The sequence below is a fragment of the Hyphomonas chukchiensis genome, from assembly GCF_000682695.1.
Taxonomy (GTDB): Bacteria; Pseudomonadota; Alphaproteobacteria; order Caulobacterales; family Hyphomonadaceae; genus Hyphomonas; species Hyphomonas chukchiensis.
This window is the reverse complement of record NZ_AWFG01000016.1, coordinates 10,538-36,134: the sequence shown is the minus strand read 5'-3', so window position 1 is coordinate 36,134 and position 25,597 is coordinate 10,538. Positions and strand designations below refer to the sequence as shown.

19 protein-coding genes are annotated in these 25,597 nt (G+C 63.1%); 6 read left to right on the top strand and 13 right to left on the bottom strand.

All coding sequences use genetic code 11. The features are described 5' to 3' along the window. Nucleotides 1-76 precede the first annotated feature (76 nt). From HY30_RS06455 to HY30_RS06435, 5 genes are all read right to left on the bottom strand, one after another. Nucleotides 77-1,369, bottom strand: a complete 1,293-nt coding sequence (locus tag HY30_RS06455; protein ID WP_034738284.1) for a metal-dependent hydrolase family protein — start codon at nucleotides 1,367-1,369, stop codon at nucleotides 77-79. A 14-nt stretch (nucleotides 1,370-1,383) separates the two neighbouring features. After that, entirely contained in the window at nucleotides 1,384-2,421 is a 1,038-nt protein-coding gene (locus HY30_RS06450) for an alcohol dehydrogenase family protein (protein WP_034738283.1), read from the bottom strand. A 27-nt stretch (nucleotides 2,422-2,448) separates the two neighbouring features. Then, nucleotides 2,449-3,360 carry a hypothetical protein gene (locus HY30_RS06445; protein WP_034738281.1) on the bottom strand — a complete coding sequence of 304 codons (912 nt, stop codon included), beginning with the start codon at nucleotides 3,358-3,360 and terminating at the stop codon, nucleotides 2,449-2,451. A gap of 74 nt (nucleotides 3,361-3,434) precedes the next feature. Beyond that, nucleotides 3,435-4,634, bottom strand: a complete 1,200-nt coding sequence (locus HY30_RS06440; RefSeq protein ID WP_034738279.1) for a serine hydrolase domain-containing protein — start codon at nucleotides 4,632-4,634, stop codon at nucleotides 3,435-3,437. Nucleotides 4,635-4,669: 35 nt separating this feature from the next. Next, nucleotides 4,670-5,758 carry a phosphotransferase family protein gene (locus HY30_RS06435; protein ID WP_034738277.1) on the bottom strand — a complete coding sequence of 363 codons (1,089 nt, stop codon included), beginning with the start codon at nucleotides 5,756-5,758 and terminating at the stop codon, nucleotides 4,670-4,672. Nucleotides 5,759-5,864: 106 nt separating this feature from the next. Here HY30_RS06435 and HY30_RS06430 point away from each other — a divergent pair, with 106 nt between their 5' ends. Together HY30_RS06430 and HY30_RS06425 are read left to right on the top strand one after the other, a co-directional pair. After that, nucleotides 5,865-6,452, top strand: a complete 588-nt coding sequence (locus tag HY30_RS06430; protein ID WP_034738275.1) for a murein L,D-transpeptidase catalytic domain family protein — start codon at nucleotides 5,865-5,867, stop codon at nucleotides 6,450-6,452. Between the two features lie 78 nt (nucleotides 6,453-6,530). After that, nucleotides 6,531-8,042 carry a M61 family metallopeptidase gene (locus HY30_RS06425; protein WP_034738273.1) on the top strand — a complete coding sequence of 504 codons (1,512 nt, stop codon included), beginning with the start codon at nucleotides 6,531-6,533 and terminating at the stop codon, nucleotides 8,040-8,042. A gap of 90 nt (nucleotides 8,043-8,132) precedes the next feature. Here HY30_RS06425 and purD read toward each other — a convergent pair whose 3' ends face one another. After that, nucleotides 8,133-9,419, bottom strand: a complete 1,287-nt coding sequence (purD, locus tag HY30_RS06420) for a phosphoribosylamine--glycine ligase (RefSeq protein ID WP_034738271.1) — start codon at nucleotides 9,417-9,419, stop codon at nucleotides 8,133-8,135. A gap of 47 nt (nucleotides 9,420-9,466) precedes the next feature. On the opposite strand from purD, the gene xseA reads away from it, so the two are divergent. Further along, nucleotides 9,467-10,873: an exodeoxyribonuclease VII large subunit gene (gene xseA / locus HY30_RS06415; RefSeq protein ID WP_034738332.1), complete on the top strand. Its 1,407-nt coding sequence runs from the start codon at nucleotides 9,467-9,469 to the stop codon at nucleotides 10,871-10,873. Between the two features lie 14 nt (nucleotides 10,874-10,887). Here xseA and HY30_RS06410 read toward each other — a convergent pair whose 3' ends face one another. The 5 genes from HY30_RS06410 to HY30_RS06390 all read right to left on the bottom strand — a co-directional run bounded on the left by HY30_RS06410 (nucleotide 10,888) and on the right by HY30_RS06390 (nucleotide 17,103). After that, on the bottom strand, nucleotides 10,888-11,100 hold the full coding sequence (locus tag HY30_RS06410; RefSeq protein WP_034738270.1) for a DUF3126 family protein: 213 nt from the start codon (nucleotides 11,098-11,100) through the stop codon (nucleotides 10,888-10,890). 96 nt (nucleotides 11,101-11,196) lie between these two features. Next, the gene (gene cysE, locus HY30_RS06405; RefSeq protein ID WP_034738269.1) at nucleotides 11,197-12,009 is read right to left on the bottom strand and encodes a serine O-acetyltransferase; all 813 of its coding nucleotides are present in this window, start codon (nucleotides 12,007-12,009) and stop codon (nucleotides 11,197-11,199) included. An 83-nt stretch (nucleotides 12,010-12,092) separates the two neighbouring features. Then, nucleotides 12,093-15,194, bottom strand: coding sequence for an efflux RND transporter permease subunit (locus tag HY30_RS06400; RefSeq protein WP_034738267.1), 3,102 nt, complete (start codon nucleotides 15,192-15,194; stop codon nucleotides 12,093-12,095). Between the two features lie 14 nt (nucleotides 15,195-15,208). After that, nucleotides 15,209-16,396 (bottom strand): efflux RND transporter periplasmic adaptor subunit, encoded by a 1,188-nt coding sequence (locus HY30_RS06395; protein ID WP_051614978.1) that lies wholly within the window; start codon nucleotides 16,394-16,396, stop codon nucleotides 15,209-15,211. Further along, complete coding sequence (locus HY30_RS06390; protein ID WP_051614975.1) at nucleotides 16,393-17,103, bottom strand: TetR/AcrR family transcriptional regulator; 711 nt, start codon at nucleotides 17,101-17,103, stop codon at nucleotides 16,393-16,395. The genes HY30_RS06395 and HY30_RS06390 overlap by 4 nt, the downstream gene beginning before the upstream one ends. Before the next feature lie 144 nt (nucleotides 17,104-17,247). Between HY30_RS06390 and HY30_RS06385 the strand changes: the two genes are divergently transcribed. Next, nucleotides 17,248-17,883, top strand: coding sequence for a nitroreductase family protein (locus HY30_RS06385; protein WP_081812091.1), 636 nt, complete (start codon nucleotides 17,248-17,250; stop codon nucleotides 17,881-17,883). On the opposite strand, the gene queF is transcribed toward HY30_RS06385, so the two are convergent. Continuing rightward, nucleotides 17,884-18,351 (bottom strand): preQ(1) synthase, encoded by a 468-nt coding sequence (gene queF, locus HY30_RS06380; protein WP_034738266.1) that lies wholly within the window; start codon nucleotides 18,349-18,351, stop codon nucleotides 17,884-17,886. Beyond that, nucleotides 18,344-19,363, bottom strand: coding sequence for a calcium/sodium antiporter (locus tag HY30_RS06375; protein ID WP_034738265.1), 1,020 nt, complete (start codon nucleotides 19,361-19,363; stop codon nucleotides 18,344-18,346). Before HY30_RS06375 ends, queF begins: the two co-directional genes overlap by 8 nt. 307 nt (nucleotides 19,364-19,670) lie before the next feature. On the opposite strand from HY30_RS06375, the gene HY30_RS06370 reads away from it, so the two are divergent. Then, nucleotides 19,671-21,449 (top strand): autotransporter assembly complex protein TamA, encoded by a 1,779-nt coding sequence (locus HY30_RS06370; RefSeq protein ID WP_034738264.1) that lies wholly within the window; start codon nucleotides 19,671-19,673, stop codon nucleotides 21,447-21,449. After that, nucleotides 21,449-25,555, top strand: coding sequence for a translocation/assembly module TamB domain-containing protein (locus HY30_RS06365; RefSeq protein WP_034738263.1), 4,107 nt, complete (start codon nucleotides 21,449-21,451; stop codon nucleotides 25,553-25,555). Before HY30_RS06370 ends, HY30_RS06365 begins: the two co-directional genes overlap by 1 nt. Nucleotides 25,556-25,597: the final 42 nt, after the last annotated feature.

Below are 25,597 nucleotides of genomic sequence, written 5' to 3'. Positions count from 1 at the left end.
TGTCCCGCAATGTCAAAATGCTTCGCGGGTTAGGCGAAGGTCTTGCAGGTTCCGGGCCAAACTGCGGCAGATACAGCTATTCCAGAGCCTTGTAGACCTTGCCGCCCTGCATGACAAAATCGACTGATTCCAGTTCCGTGACCTTTTTCAGGGGGTCAGCGGTCATGGCGACGATATCGGCATATTTGCCGGTTTCGATCGTGCCGATGTCTGCGTCCATTTCCAGATGTTTCGCAGCAGAGACGGTGGCGGCCCGGATGGCTTCTTCCGGCGTGAAGCCAGCCTCTACCATCAGGGCGAATTCCTTGGCGTTCAGGCCGTGCTGCGAGACGCCGGTATCCGTGCCGAAGGCGACGTTCACGCCGCCTGCATGGGCGCGGCGCAGCATGTCGAGCATGAGCGGACCAATAATGGCGGCTTTCTTGCGCGAGGCTTCGGGCAGCCATGGCTCATTGGTCCAGCCGGTGACCGTTACGCCCGCAATCACGGTCGGCACGAGCGTAGCATTGTGTTCCTTGAAAAGGGCGATGGATTCGTCGTCGAGATAGGTGCCGTGTTCGATGGAATCGATGCCCGCCCGAAGGGCTGCTTCGATACCGGCCTTGCCATGCGCGTGCGCGGTGACCTGACGGCCCATTGAGTGAGCGGCTTCGACGATGGCAACCAGCTCGTCATTTGTGAACTGCTGCTCCAGGCCCGCGGCCGTGTTTGACAGGACGCCACCTGTTGCAGTGATCTTGATGACATCAGCGCCTTCCTTGACCTGCTGGCGCACTGCGCGGCGGCAGTCATCCGCGCCGTTGCAGATATTGGTGCCGGTGAAGAGCTTCAGGACCGGAGAGGAGTAGCCATTGATGTCGCCATGACCGCCAGTGATCGAGATGGGTCGCCCGGCGGCCCGCATCCTTGGACCCGCCACCGCTCCACGTGCGATCGCGTCGCGCAGGCCGAAGACGGCATCATTCTCGCCGCCGACGTCCTGCACAGTGGTGAAACCTGCCTCGAGGGTCTTCTTGGCGAAGGCCGCGCCATCGAAGGCGGTGTCGACGGATGAATCGGTAAAAGCCTTCAGGCGCTCGCCGGGACCGTTTTCGCTGGTGATGTGAACGTGGCTGTCGATCAGGCCGGGGACAACATAGGCGTTTTTCAAGTCGATGACGGGAATGCCACGGACTTCCACCTTGTAGCCCGGTTTGACCGACGTGATGCGGCCATCCTTGATGAGAATGGTCTGCTCGGTGAGATAGCCTTCGCCTGGCACGGCGAGCAGATGGCCTGCATGCACGATGGCATCCTGCGCACTCGCAGCGCCGATAGCGCCCAGACATGCGGCAGACAGGGCAAGCGATTTCAGTGTCATGGGTTTCATCTGTGCAAACCTTCTCATGGGGTCAGAATCATTTTCATGGCGCCGTTTTCGCGCGCGTCGAACATGCGGTAGGCCTCTGCCCCTTCGGACAGCGGCATGTGGTGGCTGATGGTGCGTTCCGGGCGCAGCTTTCCCGCCTGAACAAGGGGAACGAGTTCCGGCCAATGCATCGGGACCGAGCAGGTGCCCGTTCGGAACGTCAGGCCCTTGATGAAGGCCAGCGCCATCGGGAACTTGAAGTCCATCGACTGGTTCACGCCAATACAGGACACGGTGCCGGCATTGCGCGCGAGCTTCGTGGCAAGGTGTATTGCCGCGTCAGCGCCGACGCATTCCACAACACTGTCGCACATGCGGCCAGAGGTCAGCTCGGTGATGCGGTCGCGGGCATCGGATGCATCGAAGGCGACGGCGCCCAGCGCTTCCGCTTCCTTGCGCCGTTCCGCCACGAGGTCGACCGCGAAGACGCGGGCAGCCCCCATGAGGAAGGCGCCCTCGACAGCCATCAGGCCGATCGGGCCGCAGCCGACAATGGCGACCGTGCTGCCGGGCTTGATGTCGGCATTCTTGAGGCCGAACCAGGCGGTGGGCAGGTTGTCTGTCAGCAGGACAGCCTGGTCCTCGCTGATGCCTTCCGGGATTTTGGCGAGGCCGAAATCGGCGACAGGGACCATCGTGTATTCCGCCTGCACGCCCTGCAGCTTGTGGCCGAGGCCGTAGCAGCGGATATTGTTTGTCTCGCAGCGGTTCATGTTGCCGGCCATGCAGGCGGGACATGCGCCGCAGCCGACGGCGGCCGAGATCATCACTTTGTCGCCTGCCCTGAAGCGGGTGACGGCACTGCCTGTTTCGATGACTTCGCCGACGGCTTCGTGGCCGACGCAATAATCGTTCGTCTCCGAGAATCCATGGCCCTGATAGATGTGCAGGTCGGAGCCGCAGATGCCGCAGGCTGTGATCTTGACGATCGCGCTGCGGATATCTTCGGGCTGGGGCGGCGGGGCATCGGCATATTCAATGTCACGGGCGCCGCGATACAGAAGGCCTTTCATGGGCAGTATTCCTTGGGTTTGGGGCGCTTATGCCGGCAGTTTGTCAGCTGGATAATGTGGATAGCTCGCCTTCAGGACACCGTGATTGAGCAGCGTCTCGGCGACCTGTTTCGTGCCGGTGGAATCGAAGATACGCGTGCGGATCCAGTAGTTCTCGGCGCGGCGGCTGGCGCCGAGTGCGACCACTTCACGGCGCAGGATATAGTCTTCATCGACAAAGAGCGGACCGTCGATCATGCGCATTTGAAGGTCTGCGAAGAGGCCGATGGACGGGTGCTTCACAGGCCAGTTGGCCATACCGCCGGTATAGTTCGCGAGCACGCTGACCATTTCGAGCGGGATGACCGGACGCCCCCAGGGCGAGGCATCGGCGTCGCTGTACCAGTCGCTGGGCTCGGTGATGACGGCCAGCTTCTGCGCGAGGCTGAAGGGGTAGAGATTGCCCATGTGCTGGTCGGGGCCCATGCGGACCGGCTCGTCCTTCGGCGCCTTCATGCCGACCTTCATGTCTTCGAGGATGACCAGATCATCGGCAGGGCGCAGCTTGGCCATGCGCTCTTCAAGCAGCGTGGTGCCATGGTCGGGGCCCAGCGTGGCGCTGGCCTCCAGAACGGGCGTGCCATCTTCCTTCTCGGCCCAGCACTTGGCGCGGGTGGCACCCTCGGCCGGGCGCTCGACGAAGGCGCGGACCTTCTCGCCCTCGAACACCATGTTGAGAAAGTGGACTGAGAGGCAGCCGCGCTCGAACCAGGCCTTGCCCCAGATTTCGTAGAGCATGGGCACGAATTGCTGGAAGTGCGTGGGGCCTTCGATGGGGCCCGCCTTGATTCCGAGGCGTTCGGCTTCGGCATCATCGTGCAGCGACTTGTGGCCGCCATAGGATTGCTCCTGCAGCATCTGTGCGGGGGCGCGGAGCGGGCCTTTGAGAATGTCGGTCATGTCATCTCCCTTCGTTTGGGCGAACTGTGCCACCCTGATGTTCCGGCGTCACCCCGTTGCGAGGGACTGCAGGGTTATTGCGTGGTCGCGTCGACGGCTTTCTGCACAGCCTTGTAGAAGGCCTTGCGGGCCTCGAACTCGCCGTCCTTGTCGCCAAGGGCCGAAGTCCAGCTGCTATTGGATGCGATCACAAGGCGGCGCGCGGGATCAATGAAGATGCCTTGGCCGAAAATGCCGTCGGCCTGGAAGGAGCCGTCATCCCAGGTCCACCACTGATAGCCATAGCCTTCGCCGGGGGCGCCATAGGAGACCTGTTTCTGCGTGGCCTTTTCGAGCCAGCCATCCGGCAGGACCGACTGGCCATCGGCCTCGCCGCCTTCGAGGATGAACTGGCCGAAACGGGCATAGTCACGCACGGCGGCCTGAATGCAGCAACCGCTGATCTCGTAGCCATCATTGCCGAGCAGCCAGGACGCATCCTGCTGCATGCCATAGGGCCGCCAGACCTTTTCCGACAGGTACTCGGCCAGCGGCTTGCCCGTGGCGCGCATGACGAGGATGCCGATGAGGTTGGTCTCGCCGGTGGAATAGTTCCAGACTTCGCCCGGCGGGTGGGCACGCGGCAGGGTCGCCATATAGGTCGCCGTGGCGCTCTTGCCGGTCTCGACGGGCTGTTTGTCGAACTGGGCGACGTCGGAATCCGGATCGTCATAATCCTCGTTCCAGGCGATGCCGGATGTCATGGTCAGCAATTGCTCGACGGTCACGTCGGCGTAGGCCGAGCCGGTCAGCTCGTCGATATAGTCCGACACCGGATCATTGAGGCTCTTGATGGCACCATCGCGAATGGCCGCGCCCACGAGCGTGGAGGTCAGCGACTTGGCGACGGAGAAACTGGTCCAGCGGCCATCATCCCGGAAGCCCAGCGCATAGCGTTCAAGCCGTACTTTGCCATCCTGCAGGACGACAAGACCTGCAGTACGGTTGGACGCAAGGTAGGCATCCATGTCCATGTCGAGCGCGAGAGGCTCGCCCTCCGGCAAGGGATGGACCGTGTCACCGGCTGCAATCTCATGCGAGTCGATGACGAAGGGGATCTGGTCGAGCATGCGGAAGCCCGCATCGCGCTGGTCGAGATCCCAGAAGAGGACATCGCGGCCATAGGGCTGGTGCGCAATCAGCGCGCGCCAGTCAGGCCCGATGAAGAACCAGCCGGCGAGACCGGCGACGCCCAGTGCTGCCACGCCGATGGCGAGACGCCGCCCAAGTCCCATGGCCTATGCCCTTTCCAAATTTCGGCGGGAGGGCCTCAGCCCTCCATGCCGGCCTTGCGGGCATAGCTCGCGGCGAACTGCGCGAGCGGAACGACGCGTGCGGCATTGGATTCCGCATTGGCGCTGTTCGCCGTGCCATCGCGCACGCGGCCGATGATGCCCTGCAGGATGCCTGCGAGGCGGAAGGCATTGTACGCGAAGTAATAGTCGAGCTCCGGCAGGCCGTCACGGCCTGTGTGCTCGCAATACATGGCCACATATTCTTCCATTGTCGGGATGCCCCAGGCCTTGAGGTCCGGGATGGCAGAAATGGCGCCGCGGGTCGTGTCGCCTGCCGGCATGACCCAGTTCATCAGGTGGTAGGAGAAGTCGGCCAGCGGATCGCCGAGGGTCGACAGTTCCCAGTCGAGCACGGCAATGACTTTCGGCTCGGTCGGGTGGAGCACCATGTTGTCGAGGCGGTAGTCGCCATGAACGATCGTGGTCTTGTCGCCAGCCGGGATGTTTTTAGGCAGCCATTCGATCAGCTGTTCCATCTCCGGGATGTGCATCGTTTCGGAGGCCTTGTACTGCTTGGTCCAGCGGTGGACCTGGCGGGCAACATAGTCGCCTTCCTTGCCGAAGCCTTCGAGGCCGGCCTTGCGCCAGTCGACATTATGGAGGTCGGCGAAGGTTTTCACCTTGGCTTCATAGATCTTGCGGCGCATCGCCGGTTCGTATTCGGGCAGCGTGCCATCCCAGAGGATGCGGCCTTCGACATTGTCCATGACATAGAAAATCGTGCCGACGACGCTTTCGTCCATGCACAGGCCATAGGGCCGCGCGACGGGGTAGCCGAGGGGATAGAGCGCATTGATGACGCGGAATTCACGGTCGACGGCATGCGCGCTGGGCAGGAGGTTGCCCGGCGGCTTGCGGCGCATCACGTATTTCTTCTTCGGGGTGATCAGCTGATAGGTCGGGTTGGACTGGCCGCCCTTGAACTGGCGCACCACGAGCGGGCCTTCATAGCCCTCGACATTGGCTTCCATCCAGGCTGCGAGTTTCGACTCATCGAACTTGTGGGATTCCACGACCGGTTTGGTCCCTGAATACAGGTCCTGTGCCGTTTCTGTCTCTGCCATTGGGTACTCTCGTTTCTGAAGTTTCCTCTGGGACACCATAACGGGCCCATACGCGGTGCCAAGACCTGCCGTAAGGTCGCCGTATTTGCCGGGGAAAGTCTCCCCCATGATACGTTCCCTTAGTGCCCTCGCCTTCTTCGCTTTCACCGCGCTCGGTGCGCAGGCCGTGACGCTGGACCCGCAGGGTCGGATACGGCCCGACTTGCTGGGACAGGCCCTCGCCGCGCAGGAAGCCCACAAGGCGGACATACGCGAGACCGGCCGCCTTGTGATCGTTGACTATTCGCTGCATTCACGCGAGCCCAGGCTCTATGTCGTGAACCTGCAGACGGGTGATGTGACGGCTTTCCGGGCCGCACATGGCAAGGGCTCCGACGCCGATCATGACGGCTATCTCGACAGTTTTTCGAATGAATCCGGCTCGAGCGCCAGTCCGCAAGGCGCGTTCGTCACGGCCGAGGAATATGTCGGCAAGCATGGCCAAAGTCTTCGGCTTGATGGCCTGGATGCGACCAACAGTGCGTCCCGGGACCGCGCCATCGTGGTCCACGCGGCCGACTATGCAGAACCGGACTTCCTGGCCCAGCACGGCAAGCTCGGCCGGTCGAACGGCTGCATCGTGTTCTCCAGGGCAGACCTGACAACCTTCCTCGCCGAGGTGCCGGAGGGAACGCTGCTTTTCGTCGGAAAATAACCCCGAATAGTTGAATATGGGTTGCCTGACTGGCCCGCCTTCGTAATCTGACAGCGTGTCCCTGTTATGCGGAGCCTCATGATGAAGCCTGGCCTGCTTGCCGCCGTCCTGATCGCCCTCAGCGCTTGCGCGACCACCGCAGCGACCTCCGCGAAAGCTGATCCCGTCGATACACTGCTATTCGCGCCGGAAAAGGCGGACGACCTCTCACGCGTCATGATCACCTTCACGCTCGACGGCGACACCGATGGTGAAACCATATTCGACTTCCCGGAGCGCTGGGGTCCAGACGACAATCTCGGTGCCCTCATCTCCGGGCGCAGCGCGGCGGACGCTGCAACCGGCGCGGCGCTACCCGTCGCCACCAATGGCCCCTCCGTTACCGTCACCCATGCGCCTGGCCAGCGCATCCGCCTCAGCTGGACGGTCGCACAGGACTATGACGGCCTGCCGCAATGGGGCGTCCAGCGAATGCCGGGCATGCGGCCCGTTCTGCAGCCAGTCTATGCCTCGCTGATTGGACACACTTTCCTGCCCTCGGTGGAGGGGCGCGACCCTGACGTGAGCGTTTCCTTCGACCGCATTCCCACAGGGGCCGCCTTCAGCCAGCCATCCCCCGACGGAACATCGGCGCCAATCCCCCTTTCCACCGCTCAGGACAGCATTTACGCGCTCGGCGCCTATTCCTTTGCCGACACGCCTTCGACCGGCGTACGTGTCGCAACACTTGGCGGCTGGGCGCTGTCCGAACCGGAGATCGCAGCAACAACGTCCTTTGTCATCCGGGACGCCAGCAAGGCTTTCGGCGACGTTCCGTTCAGCCAGTATTTCGTTGCAGTCACGCCGCTGCCGGATCTGCCCCAAAGCTCATCCGTCATCGGAACAGGCTTCACGGAGTCCTTCTTCATTCTCGCCACGCGGAATGCCGAAGCAACGGAGCTGACGCACACCATCGTTCATGAAATTCTTCACGAATGGATCACCCGCCGCATGGGCGTCACAGATGAAGCGACAGATCCGGCCCGCATGTGGTTTACCGAAGGGTTCACCGAATACTATTCCCAGCTCATCTTGCTCGACGCAGGGCTCATCCCGCTGGATGGCTTTCTGGACAACCTGAACGGCCTCTGGGCCGCCTATCAGGTCTCGCCCGTCAACACGATGCCCTCTCCCGATCTCATCGACCATGTCTGGGACAGTCGGGAAACCGAGCGACTACCGTACCAGCGCGGCGCCCTACTTGCGCTCAGCTGGGACACGACAGCCCTCAGGAATGGCCGCCCCCTTGCGGACGCGATTGCCGCTCTTATCAACCGGGCCGATGCGCTGCGCGAGACGGGAGAAACACCGCAGCTGACTGACGCGGCCATTGAAGAAGCGCTCGCCGATGCCATCGGCCCACGCTTCAAGGAAGACCTCGCAGCGCATATCCGCAAAGGCGAATTGCTGGTGGCGGAAAGCCTCGTCCTGCCCGATTGCCTGCGTACGGAAATTGCTGAAGACCACATGGTCCGGCTCGCGCTTGCCCCTGCCGCGGATCCTGAGGCCTGTCGGGCAACGCTTCTGAAGGCTCTTATGCCTCCGGTCTGAACGCGGTACCGCCTGCCTGAAATCCCTTGTCTTCCCCGCACTTGGCCATGCGATCAGCGCAGCGTCCTTGCGGCGCCCGCAACGGAATTTCTAGAGCGCGCGCCAGCCGATGTCGCGGCGGCAGAAGCCTTCGGGCCAGTCGATGCGGTCGACGCCCGCATAGGCGCGGTCGATGGCTTCCTTCAGCGTATCGCCTGACGCGGTGACGTTCAGCACACGCCCGCCGACGGCGACGATGGCGTTCTCGGAATCGCGGTCTGTGCCCGCCTGGAAGACGGTGACGCCGGGCAGGTTGTTCGCGTCTGTCAGGCCGTTGATGACGGAGCCCTTGGAATAGCTGCCCGGATAGCCCTTGTTGGCCAGGACGACGGTGGCCGTGGGCTCGAAACGCTCAAGCTCAAGAAGCGATTCGAAGGCCTCTTCATTGCCTGCCAGGCCGTTCGTGGCGGAGGCGAGGATGGCGGGCACGATGTCGCCCGCGAGGCCTTTCATCAGGGCCTGGCATTCCGGGTCACCAAAGCGGGCGTTGAACTCGACGACCTTGGGGCCGTCTTCCATCACCATGACGCCGACATAGAGCACGCCCTGATAGGGCATACCATCAGCCGCCATGCCCTTCAGCATGGGCTGGACGATCTCGGCCTTGATGCGGTCCATGATGGCGGGCGTAACGACGGGCGCGGGCGCATAGGCGCCCATGCCGCCCGTGTTCGGGCCCGTGTCGCCGTCGCCGACGCGCTTGTGGTCCTGCGCGGCAGGCAGGTAGACGGCGCCTTCGCCATCCGTGATGACGAAGATGCTGGCTTCCTCGCCATGCATGAATTCCTCGATGACGAGCGTTGCGGAGGCGTCGCCATGCTTGCCGGAGAGCATCTCGTCGACTTCGGTGTCGGCCTGTTCCAGCGTCTCGGCAATGACAACGCCCTTGCCTGCCGCGAGGCCATCGGCCTTCAGCACGTAAGGCGCTTCCATCGTGCGCAGGAAGGCCTTGGCCAGTTCGGGCGAGGTAAACTCGCCATAGGCCGCCGTGGGCACGCCATAGGCTTTCATCCGGCCCTTGGAGAAGGCCTTGGAGGCTTCCAACTGCGCGGCTTGCTTGCTGGGGCCGAACACGTCAAAGCCGCGTGCGCGCAGGACATCTGCGAGGCCGAGGGCCAGCGGGGCTTCCGGGCCGATGACGACAAGGTCAGGTTCGACCTGCAGTGTGAGCTTCACGAGATTGTCGATATCGTCGGCAGCCACGTCGAAGCACGGACCGATGACATCCATGCCCGGATTGCCCGGCGTCGAATGCACGACATCCACCAGTGGCGACTGGTCGATCTTCCAGGCCAGCGCGTGTTCGCGACCGCCGGAACCGATGAGGAGAATGTTCATGGGATTTGGCCCCTCGCCTGCTGCTTCCCAGCCGCTATAAAGGCTGGATGTCCGACTCGCCAGTCTCCAATGACCACGCCGTTTCCGTTTCAGAGCTCGCCGCGAGCCTGAAGCGGACAATCGAGTCCAATTTCGACCATGTCGTCGTGCGCGGGGAGCTGGGACGGGTGACGATTGCCCGGTCCGGCCACATGTATGCCGACATCAAGGACGACAAGGCCGTTCTCAATACGATCATGTGGAAGGGGCAGGTCGACAAGCTGCCCTTCCGGCCGGAAGAAGGCCTTGAAGTGATCGCGACGGGGCGCCTGTCGATCTATGAAGGTCGCTCGAACTACCAGTTGCTGGCGAGTTCCATGCGGCCGGCGGGCGCCGGCGCGTTGATGGCGCTGCTGGAAGAGCGCAAGAAGAAGCTCGCCGCCGAAGGCCTGTTCGATGCGGCCCACAAGAAGCGCCTGCCCTACCTGCCGCAGACAATTGGCGTGATCACCAGCCCGACCGGCGCCGTGATCCGCGATATCCTGCACCGTATCCGCGACCGTTTCCCGGTGCGCATCATCGTTTGGCCCGCGCTGGTGCAAGGCGATGCAGCGGCGGCGCAGGTGACGGCGGGCATTCGGGGCTTCAATGCAATGACCGGCGCAGATCGCCCTGATGTGCTGATCGTCGCGCGCGGCGGCGGCTCAATTGAGGATCTCTGGCCCTTCAACGAGGAAATCGTTGTGCGGGCGGCGTTTGAAAGCGAAATCCCGCTCATCTCGGCTGTGGGCCACGAAACGGATACGACGCTGATCGACTATGTGTCGGATGCGCGGGCGCCAACACCAACGGGTGCAGCCGAGATCGCCGTGCCTGTGCGCAATGACCTGCTCCTGAACATCGACGAACATGCGGCACGCCTGAAACGTGCACTGGCCCGGCGAACCGGACGCGCCCGTGATGCGCTGCGGGCGGCGCGGCTGCCGCGTCCCGAAACGCTTTTGCAGTCCAAACGCCAGCGGCTGGACTATGCAGCGGCCAGCCTGCCCCGCGCGACCCGGACGCTGATCGAGCGCAGCCGGGCCCGGCTTGCGGCCGCACAAGTGAGCCCGAGTGGACTCAGAGCGGACATTCGGCGGGCACGCCAGAGCCTGCGGGAGACCGCCGTCCGGGCCCGCCCTGCCCTGATGCGCCTGATGGATCGGCGGCGCGTATCGCTGGAATCGCAGGGAAAAATGCTCGAAACGCTGTCCTATCACGCCACGCTGAGCCGCGGCTTCGCCATCGTGCGCGGCGAAGACGGCAAGCTGATCCGCTCGGCAGATGTTGCCGCAAGCGTGCCCACCTTCAAGGTAAGCTTTGCCGATGGCGACGTGTCTGCCGCGCCTCTGGACGGACCGCCGCCCTCCCCGCCTGCAGCACCTGCGCCCAAAACGAAGAAAGCCCCGGCCAAGGACCAGGGCTCTCTGTTCTAGGATCCGGCAGGGTCTCAGGCGCCCTGCAGATCTTCCTGCAGCACCGTCATCTGGAACTGGTAGGATGTCTCGCCTTCGTCGACATCCTTGTAGACCAGCGCGATGAACTCGGCGCCGAGATAGACCTCGACGGAATCATCGGTCTTGTCGCGGGCCAGCAGGCGCAGGCCCGGGTGCAGTTTCTCTTTCAGATACGCCTCGAGACGCAGTGTTTCTTCACGTTCCATGACGCAACTCCTTCGCAATTCAGCGGCGCAACCTAGTCTTTTTCTTTTCCGGCGCAACCGGCGCGCCTGTAAACAAGTGTGGGAACAGGGGCCGGACTATTTGGCCATTTCGTCCGGAATGTTCTGGTCCATGGTCTGCGCGGGCTGGCAACAGAGCGGCTCGCCGACGATTTTGGCCGGCACGCCCGCCACGGTGCAATGGGCCGGCACGTCCTTGAGGACCACGCTGCCAGCGGCGACCTTGGCTTCGTCGCCCACCGTGATGTTGCCGAGCACCTTGGCGCCCACCGAGAGCAGCACGCCGCGCCCGATCTTGGGGTGCCGGTCGCCGACTTCCTTGCCTGTGCCGCCAAGCGTAACGCCATGGAGCAGCGAACAGCCATCCCCGACAATCGCGGTTTCACCGATGGTTATGCCGGTCGCATGGTCGAGCATGACGCCGTTGCCGATGCGGGCAGCGGGATGGATATCCACGCCAAAGAGTTCGGAGGCAAGGCCCTGGAAATGGAAGGCCAGCGACTCGCGGCCCTGACGCCAAAGGACATGGGCCACGCGGTGCGTCTGCAGCGCCATGAAGCCCTTGAAGAACAGGAAGGGCTGCAGCATGCCCCGGCAAGCCGGGTCGCGCTCAAGCACAGCCTGCATGTCGGCTTCGGCGGACGTGAGCAGCGACGGATCGGAATCATAGGCCGTCGACAGGATATGGCGCACCTGGAGCGTGCCCATGACCGGACCGCCCAGCTTTTCAGCCAGATGGTAGGACAGGGCCTGGCAGAGGCTGTTGTGGGACAGGATCGCAGCGTTGATATAGCTCGCCAGCGTTGGCTCTTCTGCAGCGGCTGCTGCAGCTTCAAAACGCAGGCGGCGCCAGGCGGGTGGCGGCGAACCGATATCAGGATTTTCGACCATTCCGGCCTCCGTCAGAAGTGGGCTTTGTAAGCACATGGGCGAACTGGGCGCCCGTATCAAGTTGCCTCGCGTTCATATTTGACTCACTCGGCGGGCGCCGGTCGCCAGCCGAACGCCCGGCGAACGGGCTTCAGCGTCATGATCCGGAACACGGCGGGCGTGAAATACAGTGCCAGCAGGGCCGATCCGGCCACGCCGCCGGAGATGCCCGCTGCCAGCGGCATCCAGAAGGAATCCCCTGTCAGCAGGATCGGCACGAAGCCGCCCATCGTGGTGAGCGTGGTGGCCACGATGTGGCGCGTGGCATCAACGACGATCTCGCGCTGGGCGATGACATCATCGGCCATGGCTTCAGGACTGGCCCGCAATAGCGACAGGACGACGATTGAACTGTTGATGGCGATGCCAAGCAGTCCGAGGCCGCCAATGATGGCGTTGAAACCGAAGGGCAGGTTGAACAGCCAGACACCGAAGAAGGCGAGCCCGAGCGACAGGAAGCCAGTCGTCAGGATCAGCAGCATCATGCGGAACGAGTTGAAAACGAGCATGATGGCGCCAGCCATGACAAGCACCAGCGGAATGCCGACGCCGGCAAGGTTGCCGATAGCTTCCCCGGAATTCTCCGCTTCGCCCCCGATGCTGATCCTGTAGCCCTGCGGCAGGTGGAAGTCGCTGGCCGCCAGACGGTCCTGAAAGTCAGCGAAGACGGGAGCTGGAAGTGTGTAAGGATCAAGAAAGGCGAGGATCTGGTTCACCCGCTCGCCATCCTGCCGGGAGACAACAGCGGTTTTCGGATCGAGCGACATGGTGCCGAGCGCCGACAGGGGCGTGCCATTGCCAATGGTCATGGCGCGCAGGTCCGATAGAGACCCCCGGCGATCATCCGGTGCAATCACCATGACAGGCAGTTCTTCGGTTCCCTCGACAACGGACCCCGCGCGGACGCCTTCAAGTTCGGCATTCATGTCGGAGGCAATCTGCGTGAGCCGTTCACCCGCCAGCGCCGTGGCTGCTTCATCGGCCTTCAGGCTGACCGTCGGTGCGCCAAGCTCCAGCGAAGCCACCGTGTAGGTAACGCCCGGTGTCTGGGCGAGGATTGTGCGCGCCTCGTCGCCCAAGCGGCCGAGCGTATCGAAATCATCGCCCAGGATGGTGAACTCGATGGGCGCATCGGCGGGCGGGCCCTGTTCGAACGGCAGGGCCAGGACACGCGCGCCAGGGAAGGCATCACGCATCTCGCTCTGCACCTTGGCAACGATCTGGTGCGTGCGGCGATTGTCATCGAGCTGGACCCAGCCGGCAGCGAAGCCCTGAACGCCCTCGGTATTGTTGATGACGTTGTAATAGACGCGCGGCGACGGCTCGCCGAGCACCCACGTGACTGCTTTGACGCCATCCATGGCCTCGATCAGTTCGGTGGCGCGTTGGGTCGAGGCAATCGTATCCGAGAGGCTCGCCTCAGGCGGCAGCTGCATGCTGACCTGAAACTGGTCGCGCTCGGTCTGCGGGAAGAATTGGGAAGGCAGCTGGCCGACAAGCCAGAAGCCCACGACGGCCGGCGCGATGCCGAGAATGATGCCGAGCGGCGGGACGCGCAGCACCGCCTCGATGGTCGCGCGATAGCCATCCGAGATGAAGTCCACCGAAACGCCATCACGCCACCAGCGGCGCGGGCGCTTGGGCTCTCCCGTCTCCCAGCCGCGTGTGCGGTCAAACCAGCCGGCCATGGCGGGAATGACGGTGACGGAAATCACGAAGGACGCCGTGATGGAGTAGATGACCGACAGGCCGATCATGCCGATGAATTCGCCGGCCCCGCCGGGCAGCATGGCAATCGGTGCGAAGGCGAGCGCCGTGGTCAGCGTCGAGGCGGCCAGTGGCGCAAACAGGTGGCGAAGACACTTGTCGATGGCACCGAGACGCGAAGCACCGCGCGCACGCATCTGGTCGAAATCGTCAACAACCACAATTGCGTTGTCGATGAGCAGGCCGAGCGAGATGACGAGCCCGGTGACCGACATCTGGTGCAGCGGATTGCCGAATACCTTGAACAGGATCAGCACGAGCGCCACCGTCAGCGGAATGGCCGCGCCGACGACCAGAGCCGAGCGCCAGCCCATCGTGAAGAACAGGACGAGGAACACGATGCCCGCCGACATGAGCAGGTTCTTGGCGAGCCCGTTCAGGCGTTCATTCGTATAGATGCTCTGGTCGAACACGGTCTCGATCCGCAATCCGGGCGGCGCATCCATGGCAAAATCGTCGACCAGCGCATGGGCGGTTTTTGCCCATTTATCGACACGCTGGTTTTCGGAGATGTAAGCGCCGACCAGCATGGTCCGTTTGTTGTTCTCGAAGGCCATGCGCACAGGCGGGTCTTCGAACCCTTTCTGGACCACGGCAACATCGCTGACGCGCACGGCAGAACCGTCCGGACGCTGGATCAGCGGCACGCTGCGGATGCGCGAGATATTATCGAATTCGCCGCCCACTTCGAGACCGACATTGCCGCCATCGGAGCGCAATGTCCCGGCGGGGGTCTTGCTGTCGGCGGCCCCGATCAAGGCCGCAGCCTGCCGCATCGAGAGCCCGGCAGCCGAGAGCTTTTCCGGATCGACAACAACGCGGACTTCCTCGGCCGGCACGCCGAACAGGTCCGTCAGCTCCGTTCCGGGCAGACGCTGGAAACGGTCTTCCAGGTTGAGCGCCATGCGGCGCATAACGGCGAGCGGCGGATCGCCCTCACCTTCCCATACAAAGCCCACAACGAGCGTTGCCGCGCCAACATACTGGCGATGGACAACGGGCGTATTGGTGCCGGGTGGAAACTTGGCGCGCGCTGAATCCACCTTCTGACGGATCAGTGTCCAGGCATCATCCACTTCCGACCTTGAAAGGTCGTCCCGCACCTGAATGCTGACTTGCGACACGCCGGGACGGGACACTGAATGGACTTCGTCCACCTCAGGCAGCTCCATCAGGGCCGCTTCAACGGGCTCGGTCACAAGCGCTTCCATCCGCTCGGCATCCGTGCCCGGCAAGGTCGTAAGGACAAAACCATAGCGTTCGATCAGGGTCGGGTCTTCCTGACGCCCAAGCGAGAACATCGCGCCGATACCGCCGACCATGATGACCATCATGATCAGGATCGTGAGACGCGGGAGATTGAAGAATACAGTGCGCATGCCCGGTCCGCCCCTCAGCCGCCGTTCGGCGCGTCGGCCAGCACCGGATCGCGCGGCGTCACAGGCATGCCGGGTGCGATGCGTTGCAGGCCATCGACAATCACGCGGTCGCCCTCCTGAACCGGGCCGCGCACAAAGCCGCGTCCGCCTTCGGAATGGACCATCTCGACGGGCCGCGGCTCAGCGCGCCATCCACCGCCTTCTACAGGTGCAGCCACGAACACGGTCCACAGGCCGCGCGACGCCGTCGACATCGCTTTCACCGGAACCCAGAAGCCCGGCTCGTCAATCTCGCGCTCCATGGACAGTCGCACAACAGAGCCGGCCGGCAGAGCGCCGGGGTTCTCGATGTCGAACATGGCCGCGACGGTCCGCCGGTCTGCATCGATCACACCCGTGACAGTGCGCAGCTTCGCATCCACAGGCCCCGTATCGGCAACAAGGGTGTAGATGTCGCCCGGCGTCAGGCGGATGGCGCTAACCGATGGCAGGCCGATCTTCGCTTCAAGATGACCGGACTCGACCAGCTCAAGGATCGGCGTGCCCGGCGCGGCGATGGCGCCCTCATCAGACATGCGGGCCGTGACAACACCGTCGAATGGCGCCGTGATGCGGGCGAGGTCGATCTGGACGCGCAACGTATCCGCCTGCGCCTTGGCCGCTTCGATCCGCGCCATGGATGTGCTGGCCTGCGCTTCGGCCTCGTCGACGCGTTGTTGCGAGACATGCCCCTGGGCTTTCAGTGTTCTCTGGCGCTCGACCGTATTGAGGGCAAGATTGTGCGAGGCGCGTGCCTCTTCGACACTTGCCTGCGCGGATGCGAGCTGGGCCGCGAGGCTGCGTGTATCCAGCCGGGCCAGCGTCGCGCCCTGTTTGACCCGGTCACCGACATCGGCCGAGATCGCCTCGATCCGCCCGCCTGTCGAAAAGCCGAGCTGGCTCTTGCGGCGCGCCTCGGCGAGGCCGCTATAGGATTCGTCGATCTTGAACTCGCTGGCGAGCCGCACCGGCAGCACCGAGACAACGAGCGGCTCCGGCGCCACGGTCGCCACTTTCGGCCCTTCGGCGCTGCGCAACTGAAGCGCGGCAAAGACGAGCCCTCCTGCCACCAGGATCAGGATGATGAGGAAGGCCAGCCCCTTCAGAAAGGTTGGCCGCTTCTCGCGGGCGGTATCGCCCTGATACGGATCGGAAGGCGTCATAGTTTTTCTCCCAGGGAGATGGACTCAGTTTGCTGCCGATTGCCGGGGCTTTGCAAACCCCGAAAGACCAGATCGGCGTGAAAGGTAATGAACTCGCTTGCCGAGACAGGCGCATGCGTCGGCGCGATCGCGGGGAAGTGCGGCAGATGGGTCAGCAATTGCGCGACCCCGTGCGACGCCGCCCAGACCGATGTGGCCGACAGGAACGGGTCGAGAGCGGGATCAAAAATACCGAGCGCCTGCCCCTCCTCGACCATGGAAACGAGGACCCCAAAGGCCTGTCCCTTGTTCGACTGGGTAAAGGCTTCCCAGTCCTTGGGAGACTGAGGGGGCAGTTCCGTGCCCTGAATATGGGAAAAGGCTGCCGCATAATGATAAGGGCGTTCAATCGCCGTCTCGATGTAGGTGGAGACGCAGGCCCGTCCGCGCACGGCGAAGGGCGCGTCCACGCCGGATACCTTGCCGACACGCGCCAGAAGCCGCTCAAAGAACGCCTCCTTCAACTCATCGATCAATTCATCCTTCGAGCCGAAATACTTGTAGATGGCAGACGGCGAATAATCGATTTCCTCGGCGAGGCGACGGATCGACAGTCCCGACTCGCCTTCCACCGCGAAGACACGTTCGGCCGCCTCGATAATGGCGCCGCGCACCTTCAGGCGGCGGCGTTCCGCGGGTGTCGGGTCGAGGGACAAATCGGTTGGCATGGGGCGTGGGTCAGTCGATCAGCATAAGGCACGTTCAGAAAGTGAACAGTGTTCACTCCATCTAGCTCGACCCTCTTGCCCCGGCAAGCAGAAACATGGAACCGCGCCCTTTCACGCGCCGTCTGCGGCCTCTATGTAGCGAGGATGGCAAATCGATTTCCCCCCGCCCCGCCCGTTGGCACACCGATGCTGGCAACCCGTCCAAGCGCAGATGCGCGCGCCTTGCTGGCTTTGCGCCGGTCTGCCGGCAAGCAATTCCTGACCGAACCCGGCCCCTCGCCGGAAGCCCTCGACGAGTTGCTCACGATTGCCGCGCGCGTGCCGGATCATCGCAAACTCAACCCCTGGCGCTTCATTGTGTTTGAGGGCGATGCCCGTGTTGAATTCGGCAAGGCCATCGCCAAAATCCACGGCAGCAATTTGCCGGATGCAGAATCGCAGGATGTGATTCATGCGGCGGGTTTGCCCCTGCGCGCGCCGGTCATGGTGGCCGTGATCTCGTCGCCGGACCACACCCACAAGACCCCCGTATGGGAACAGGAATTGTCGGCAGGCGCGGTGTGCCACAACCTGTTGCTGGCCGCGAATGCGTCAGGCTGGGCCGGTGTCTGGCTGACCGAGTGGCTCGCCTTCGACAAGCAGGTTGATGCCGTGCTCGGCCTCAAGGAAGGCGAACGTGTTGCGGGCTATATCTATCTCGGCACCGCTACGATGGCCTCACTGGAACGCCCACGTGCGGACATGAGCGAGAAGGTCACGCGCTGGACGGCGCCCGCCTGATCAGCCTCGGCCGCGATAGGACGCAACGCCCGTGTCCGGCACATAAAGGCCCTTTGGCACTTCACCAGATTGCCAGAACACGTCGATTGGAATGCCGCCGCGCGGATACCAATAGCCCGAGATGCGCAGCCATTTGGCCTCGGTAAAGTCGAAGATGCGCTTGCCGATCGAGACGGTGCAATCCTCGTGGAACGCGCCATGATTGCGGAAACTGGTGAGGTAGAGCTTGAGGCTCTTGGACTCCACCAGCCAGTCGCCCGGCGCATAGTCGATCACGAGATGGGCAAAGTCAGGCTGGCCCGTAACCGGGCAAAGCGAGGTGAATTCAGGCGCGACAAAGCGCGTAAGATAAAGCGTGCCGGCATGCGGGTTGGGCACGCGCTCAAGCTGCGCCTCTTCCGGGCTTTGCGGGGCGGCCGTTTGCTGGCCGAGCTGATCGAGGCCGCTATAGATCGGATTATCAGGCATTGGTCAGAATTCCTGGAACGGGGACAAGGCCGAACAAGAGCCCGAAATAGAGCGCATAGGCAAGCAGGAGAACTGCACCTTCCCAGCGGGCGATGCGCTTGCGGGTGATCGCAAAGAGCATCAGCAGCACAGTTGAAAGCAGGAGCACGCCGATATCCAGCGATGAAATGAGACTGGTCGTCGCTCCATCAGCCATCTCCGCCGCGCCAGTGTTTCCGCGCACGCTGAAAGGCTGGACAAGGGCTGTCACGCCGAGAATGCCCAGCACGTTGAATATGTTCGATCCGATGATGTTGCCTAACGCCACGTCGGACTTGCCGCGATAGGCCGCGACGGCCGTTGTGGCGAGTTCCGGAAGGCTGGTGCCCACAGCGACAATCGTGAGGCCGATGATGGTCTCGCTGATGCCGAAATCACGGGCGATCGAAACGCCGCCATCCACCAGAAGCCGGGCGCCGATGATGACAGCCACCAGGCCGATAACCGCGATCACGAGCCCGAGAAACAGGCCGTATTGCGCCTGAACGATTTCGCCTTCAGCGGCATGCATCGCGCCAGCCTGCGTATCGCGTTTCTGATCCGCCACCAGCGAATAGGCGAGATACGCCAGCAACAGGCCAATCAACCCGAAGCCGGCCAGCCGCGTGAAAAGGTCAAACCATATCAACGCACATAGAAGGGCGGTGACCCCCAGCATGACGGCCCCGTCCCGGCTCAGCGCCCGGGGATTGGTCAGGATCGGACGGATGACAGCGGCGAGACCCAGCACGAGCAGGATATTGGCGATGTTCGAGCCGACAACGTTCCCGACGGCAATGCCGACTGCGCCCTGCCCTATGGCGCGCAGGCTCGTGACCAGTTCGGGCACCGAGGTGCCGAAACCGACCAGCGTTAGACCGATCACAAGTTCGGAAATATTCAGCTTCCGGGCAATGCTGACAGACCCCCGGACCAGCGCTTCACCACCCACAAACAGGAGCACAAGGCCGCCAAGCACCATAAGATAGGTCATTCAGTCTCCGCAGCTTTTGGATAAGCCCATTATATGGTGACGCCTTGAGCGCTTGCAAATGCCCCTTTGAAGATGCGCAACGCGGTGGAAACTCGCCTGAATGGCGATGTATTTATAAGAATATTTTTCATTTTCTTGCAGTGTTCAGGGCGTAAACGGCCGTCCTGCGCAGTATGTTGTCACTATACAGGCCTGTTCAGGCTTCATTTAGGAAAACTGGCGCAATCCTCGCATTGCAATTCGAATGGTAAATTCTTTGATGTCTCAGCGGCTAGCCCGTTTCAGCTCTGTTGCCGGGAGTGCCTTGATGCACCCCGCAACGGGCCTGTGTGTGCTGAGCGCAGTGACGGCGTGCGCCGGGTTTCCCGGTGGCGGGAACGGGATCGGCGGCACAGACAAGCAGATGCCCGTGGAACTGGACGGCCTGCCGCCCGGACTGGAAGCCAAGACACGGAGCGTTCTGGAAACCGATGAAGCCCCGCCAAAGAGCATCCTGGAGTCGCGCCGACAGGCGGGCGATGCGGCCAGTACGCTGGAAGAGTTCCTGGCGTCGGAAGGCTATCTCGCCGCCGAAGTCTCGCCCGAGCTGATCGACACACTCGAGAAGAAGCCGCGCCTCGACGTGCAGGCCGACGAACGGTTTGAAGTCGCCTCCGTCAAGCTCTCCATGGCGTCGCCTGTCAGCGAGCCGCTTCAGGCGAAACTGGACAAGGCGCTCAAGACAGTCCCGGTCGGCTCGCCTGCCCGGACGACAGATATCGAGGGCCTCGACGACCGACTGGTCCGGACGCTGCTGGAAAATGGCCACGCCTTCGCTGAAAGCAGCAACATTGATGTGCTCGCCTCCCGCAAGGAAAAGTCGGTCGAGATCACCTATGCGCTGGCGCCCGGCCCCTATGTCCGCCTTGGCGACATGACGCTCACCGAAGGCAGCGCGTCCGACATGGACACGATCCGGCTCTATCGCACCTGGACACCGGGTGACGTCTATGCCGCTGACAAGATCGACCAGTTGCGCGCACGCCTGCGCAGCAGCGGCCTGTTCGACGGCATCGGCGTCGCCATATCCGAAACACCTGACTCCAACGGACTCTACCCGGTCCAGCTGACCCTCACCGAAGCCAAGCGCCGGTCCGTCGGTGCCGGCGTCACCGCCTCGACCACCGACGGCGTCGGTGCGGACGCGTTCTGGGAACGCCGCAACGTGACGGGTGCCGGCGACACGTTCCGTCTGCAAGGCGAAGTGGCGACCCTCGCCCGCGACCTGACCGCAAGCTATACCCGCCCGAATATCGGAAGGTATGGTCGCACATTCACCGCCGAAACCGGCGTGCGCGCCGAAGAGACCGACGCCTATGACCTTCAGGGCGTGAAAGTGGGCGCGGCCCTGTCGCAGCCTTTCAACAAGAACTTCACGCTGTCGGCAGGCGTCACGCTCGATGCGACCCGCACGAAGGAGCTGCGCCTGCGCAACCTGTCGGATCCGCGCGAATTGGTGACCCTCTCCTTCCCGCTGGCGGCGACCTATTCGACCGTCAAGCAGCCGCTCGACCCGCAATCCGGCAACAAGGCCTTCCTTGGCGTTGAGCCCGGCATGTCGGTGGGCGACGCGAATGCAGGCTATACCCGCCTTCTCATCTCCGGATCGACCTACAAGAAAATCGCGGACGGTCCGTTCGTGGCCGCCTTGCGCAGCGAGTTCGGCGCCTTCTTCGGCTCAAATGGCGTTCCGGCCGACCGCCTCTTCTTCGCTGGCGGCGGCGGCACGGTCCGCGGCTTTGACTATCAGAGCCTCTCACCAAAAGATTCGACCGGTGCGATCATCGGCGGGCGTACGCTGTTCGACGTGTCAGCCGAACTGCGCTACCGCCGCAGCGAGAAGATTGGCTATGTCCTGTTTGTCGACTCCGGCGCAGCCGCTGACAGCACAGACGAAGTGTTCGGAGACTTGCGCACGGCGGTGGGTCTGGGCTTTCGATACTATCCCGGCTTCGGTCCGATCCGCGTCGATATCGCCACGCCGATCGATCATCGCGACGGCGAAAGCCCGGTCCAGTTCTATATCTCCATCGGCCAGTCCTTCTGATGAAGTATCTGCGCGCCACATGGGCCTTCATGCGCCGCCGCCCTCTGAGTTCGGGCGCGGGCGGGATCGCGATTCTGTTGCTGGTCCTCATCCTTGGCGCCCGGCTGTGGATCAACAGCGATGGCGGGCGCGCCTTTGTGCTGTCACAGATCGACGGGCGCGAGATCGGCAGCCTCGGGACAATCTCTGCGGAGGGGCTGACCGGTGATCCGCTCAATCGCATGCACCTCAACCATCTTACAATCGCTGACAGTGACGGCATCTGGCTGGAAGCAAACGATGTCCGCCTGAAATGGTCTCCGCGCGCGCTGCTCTCCCGCAAGGTGGAACTCAATCTCGCCAGCGCAGGCGATATCAGCATCAGCCGTCGCCCACAGACCGGCACGAGCGAAAGCGCGGGCGGCGGTGGCTGGAGCGTCGAGCTGGACGATCTCTATATCGGCAAGCTGGCACTGGCGGAGGGCGTCGCAGGTCCTGCGGCGGCCTTCAGCGTGTCCGGCGCCTTCGCGCGCGGCAAGGACAGCATTCTTACCGCAAAACTGGACATCACGCCCATCGAAGGATTGGGCGACCGGTTCAAGATCGACGCAAGGCGCGACGCGGCCGGCCAGTTCAAGCTGGACGCGGAAGGCAAAGCGCCCGCAGGCGGCACCTTTGCCACCCTGCTCCACCTGAAAGACGGGCAGGATGCATCCCTCAGCGCCTCCATGGACGGCACGCTTGAAGAGGGCGACGGCTATGTCCAGTTCCAGGTGGCCGACGAAGACGCCGCCGCAATGACGGCAAAAATTCTGGACGGCCGCCTCACTGCCAATGCGGACGTCAATGCCATGTCGCTCCCTCTCCCAGAGACCGTGCAGACACTATTAGGCTCCGAAGCCCGCTTCGTGCTCGGCGCGGATATCAAGAAAAATATCGCCTCCTTTGATGTCTCCGCATCCATGGCGTCCGGCCTGCTCACCGCCAAGGGCGAGGCAGACACCAAGACGAAGAAGCTCAATGGTCCGGCCGCGATCACGCTCAAGTTCACGGGCCTGCCAGACCTTGCCGGCCTTGATGCCAACCTCTCACTCGATGGCACGCTGGAAATGGAGGGCGATGTTCCCTCCTATACCGGCGAGGCCAACCTCGTCGCGCTAGACGGCGCCGACCTGCCTTTCCGCCAGCTGAGCGGCCCGGTCACGGTCTCCGTCGAGCCGGACAAGATTCCTTTCCAGGCAGACCTCATCGGGGAAGGTGTCCTCGCGGGCAATGACGCCGTATCGGGCCTGCTCGGCAAGCAACCCCACCTCGTGGCGAGCGGCGCCTATGCCAGAGACACGGGCGTGCTGACGCTGGCGCCCTCCGCATTGACCCTGCCTGAAGGCAAGGTCTCCGCTTCCGGCACAATCGCGACGCAGGCGCACACGCTCGACATTCGCGGCACACTGGACCAGGCACTGCGCAGCCTGCCCGGTTCATTTGGGGGGCGCGCAGCGGGCACATTCCGCGTGCATGGCCCACTCGCCAGCCCGTCCATCGAAACCAGCCTCACAGGCCAGAATTTCTCGGGGCTTCCAGACAGCGTGCAGCCGCTCATCGGACCCTCACCGAAGGTCAACGCGTCCCTGAAGATAGACGGCAAGGCCATACGCATCGCCAAGGCAGCGCTTGCCAGCGCAGGCCTGCAATTGAAGGGCGACGGCGTCTACCGGATTGGCGGCAAGAGTGCACTCGCCTTCACTTTCGACCAGACCGCTCCGCTCGACATCAGCAGCAACGCCTTTGATCTTGGCGCAGGCACAATCAGTCTCGCCGGGCCATCCGATGCGCTTGTCGTCGATCTGAAATCCAGTGCAGGCAGATTCCATGTGGCCTCCCGCGATATGGAAGACGTGGCGACAACCGCGACAGTCACGCTGGCCGGTGATCGCATCAGCGGGCCTGTCAGGCTGACCGGAAACTTTGCCGGTGAAGCGCTTGACGTGACAGCGGACTTTACACGCGCCGATGGCGACATGGTCATCGACAATATCAGCGGCAATTACGGCCCTCTAGCCCTCGCTGGCCGGACCGAGATCAACAAGGCGGGCGACCTGATCGTGGCCATCAATGCCGATGGCGACGGCCTGACCACCGACGATATACGCGTCAAGAACCTGCGCGCCAATGCCAGCATCATCAAGGAAGGCGACGCCCCGATGTCGCTGGTCGTGCAGGCCCAGGGCAGCGGCGCGAGACTGAAGAACGGCATCCAGCTCGATACGTTCTCTGCTGATATCAAGAACAACAAGGACGGCTATGACTTCCGCGCCAGCCTCGTCAGCACCCAGGAATCCTTTCCGTTCGACTTCACCTTTTCCGGCAAGGCCAATCTATCCGGCGAGGCCCCGGAAGGCACATTCAGCCTGTCCGGCACGGCCCTCGGCGAAAAGCTGAGCACGCCTCAACCAGCCCGCTGGCGGCTTGGCGATGCGCCAGATATCAACGGTCAGCTCGACCTGCTGGGCGGCGAGATAAAGGCGAGCCTCTCCGGCAGCGGCGAAACCGCGACCCTGGCCGTTGATGTCAACGCGGTCGACTTCGGCGCCCTGTTTGCGCTCGCGAACCTCGGTGAAGTCGATGCGCGCCTGAATGGGCATGGCGAGTTCAAGCCGATCGGCCTCTCGCCGTCGGGCTCGTTCGCGTTTTCCGCAACAAGCCCCGTGCCGGGTCTCGATACGTCCCTTTCGCTCGACATGACGGGCCAGCTGAATGCGAAAGTATTCAAGCTGAATGCCCGCAGCAATTACGGTAAGGATCTCGTGCTTGTCGCCGACGCGGTCTTGCCGGTGAAGCCTTCGGCCACCTCACTGGTCAGTCTGGACCGCGAGCAAAAGCTCAGCGGCCAGGCCACGCTCAAAGGCGATCTCGGCGCGCTTCAGTCCGCAGCGCTCGCCTACGGGCATGATATCGGCGGCCGGATAGATGCGCTGGCGACACTCAAGGGCTCGCTTGCCGCGCCCGCCTATCAGGCCACGGCGACCATCAGCAATGGCATCTACGAATTCGGTGCGACCGGCATGCGCCTGACAGGCATTGTCCTTGATGCCGCCTATGACGACCAGACCTTTACCGTGCAGGGCACCGGACGTGGCGCGGACAATGGCGCCGTGTCGGTCAGCGGCTCACTGGGCAAGACAAGTACCCGGGTCGAAGCGGACCTCACGCGCCTTCTCGTCTATGACCGGGATGGCGACATCGCCCGGCTAAGCGGAAAAGTGACGCTGACAGAGGATGATGACGGCCGTCTCGCGGCCGGCAAACTGGTTGTCGATGAAGCGCGTGTCTCGCTGGATAACCTGCCCTCCTCGGGACCGAAGGCGATTGACGTGCGCTGGACGGATGACGACGTGTCGGCCTCCGAAGCCAGCAAGCTGAGGCAATCGCTGAAACTCAACCTGGATGTGGACGCCGCCCGGCGTGTGTTCGTCACGGGGCGCGGTCTGGACAGCGAATGGGCGCTCAACCTGACGGCCACCGGCACCGCATCCAACGTGAACCTCAGAGGCGAGGCCACAATGGTCCGCGGCAGCCTCGACCTTGCGGGCCGCCCCTTCGTGTTCGACAGCGGGAAGATCACATTCGACGGGCCGGTCGACTCGGCGCGCATTGCCGTGGACGCGGAACGGTCCGTCAACGGCTTCGTCGCGCGGGTCCAGGTATCAGGCAAACCGTCAAATCCGGTCTTCGAACTGTCGAGCACGCCGGACCTGCCGCAGGACGAAATCCTGTCGCGCCTCCTGTTCGGTCGCTCGTCCATCGACCTGTCGCCCGTCGAAGCGGCGCAGCTGGCCTCATCCATCGCCAAGCTCAGCGGACGCGGTGGCGGCTTTGACCCGGCCGCGCAGCTACAGTCCGCGCTGGGCGTCGACCGCCTCTCGATTGGCTCAAACGATGCCGGCAATGCCGAACTCGGTGTCGGCCAGTATCTCAGCGACGACGTCTATCTCCAGCTCAATGCCGCCGGCGCCAGTGGCAGCTCTGTCGAAGTCGAGTGGGAACCTGCAGATCACGTCTCCGTGACTTCTGAAACCACATCTACCGGCGAGAACAAGCTCTCCATAAGGTGGAAAAAAGACTATTAGGGCCAACTATAAGCGATGACTAGCATTGAAACCAAAGGTATA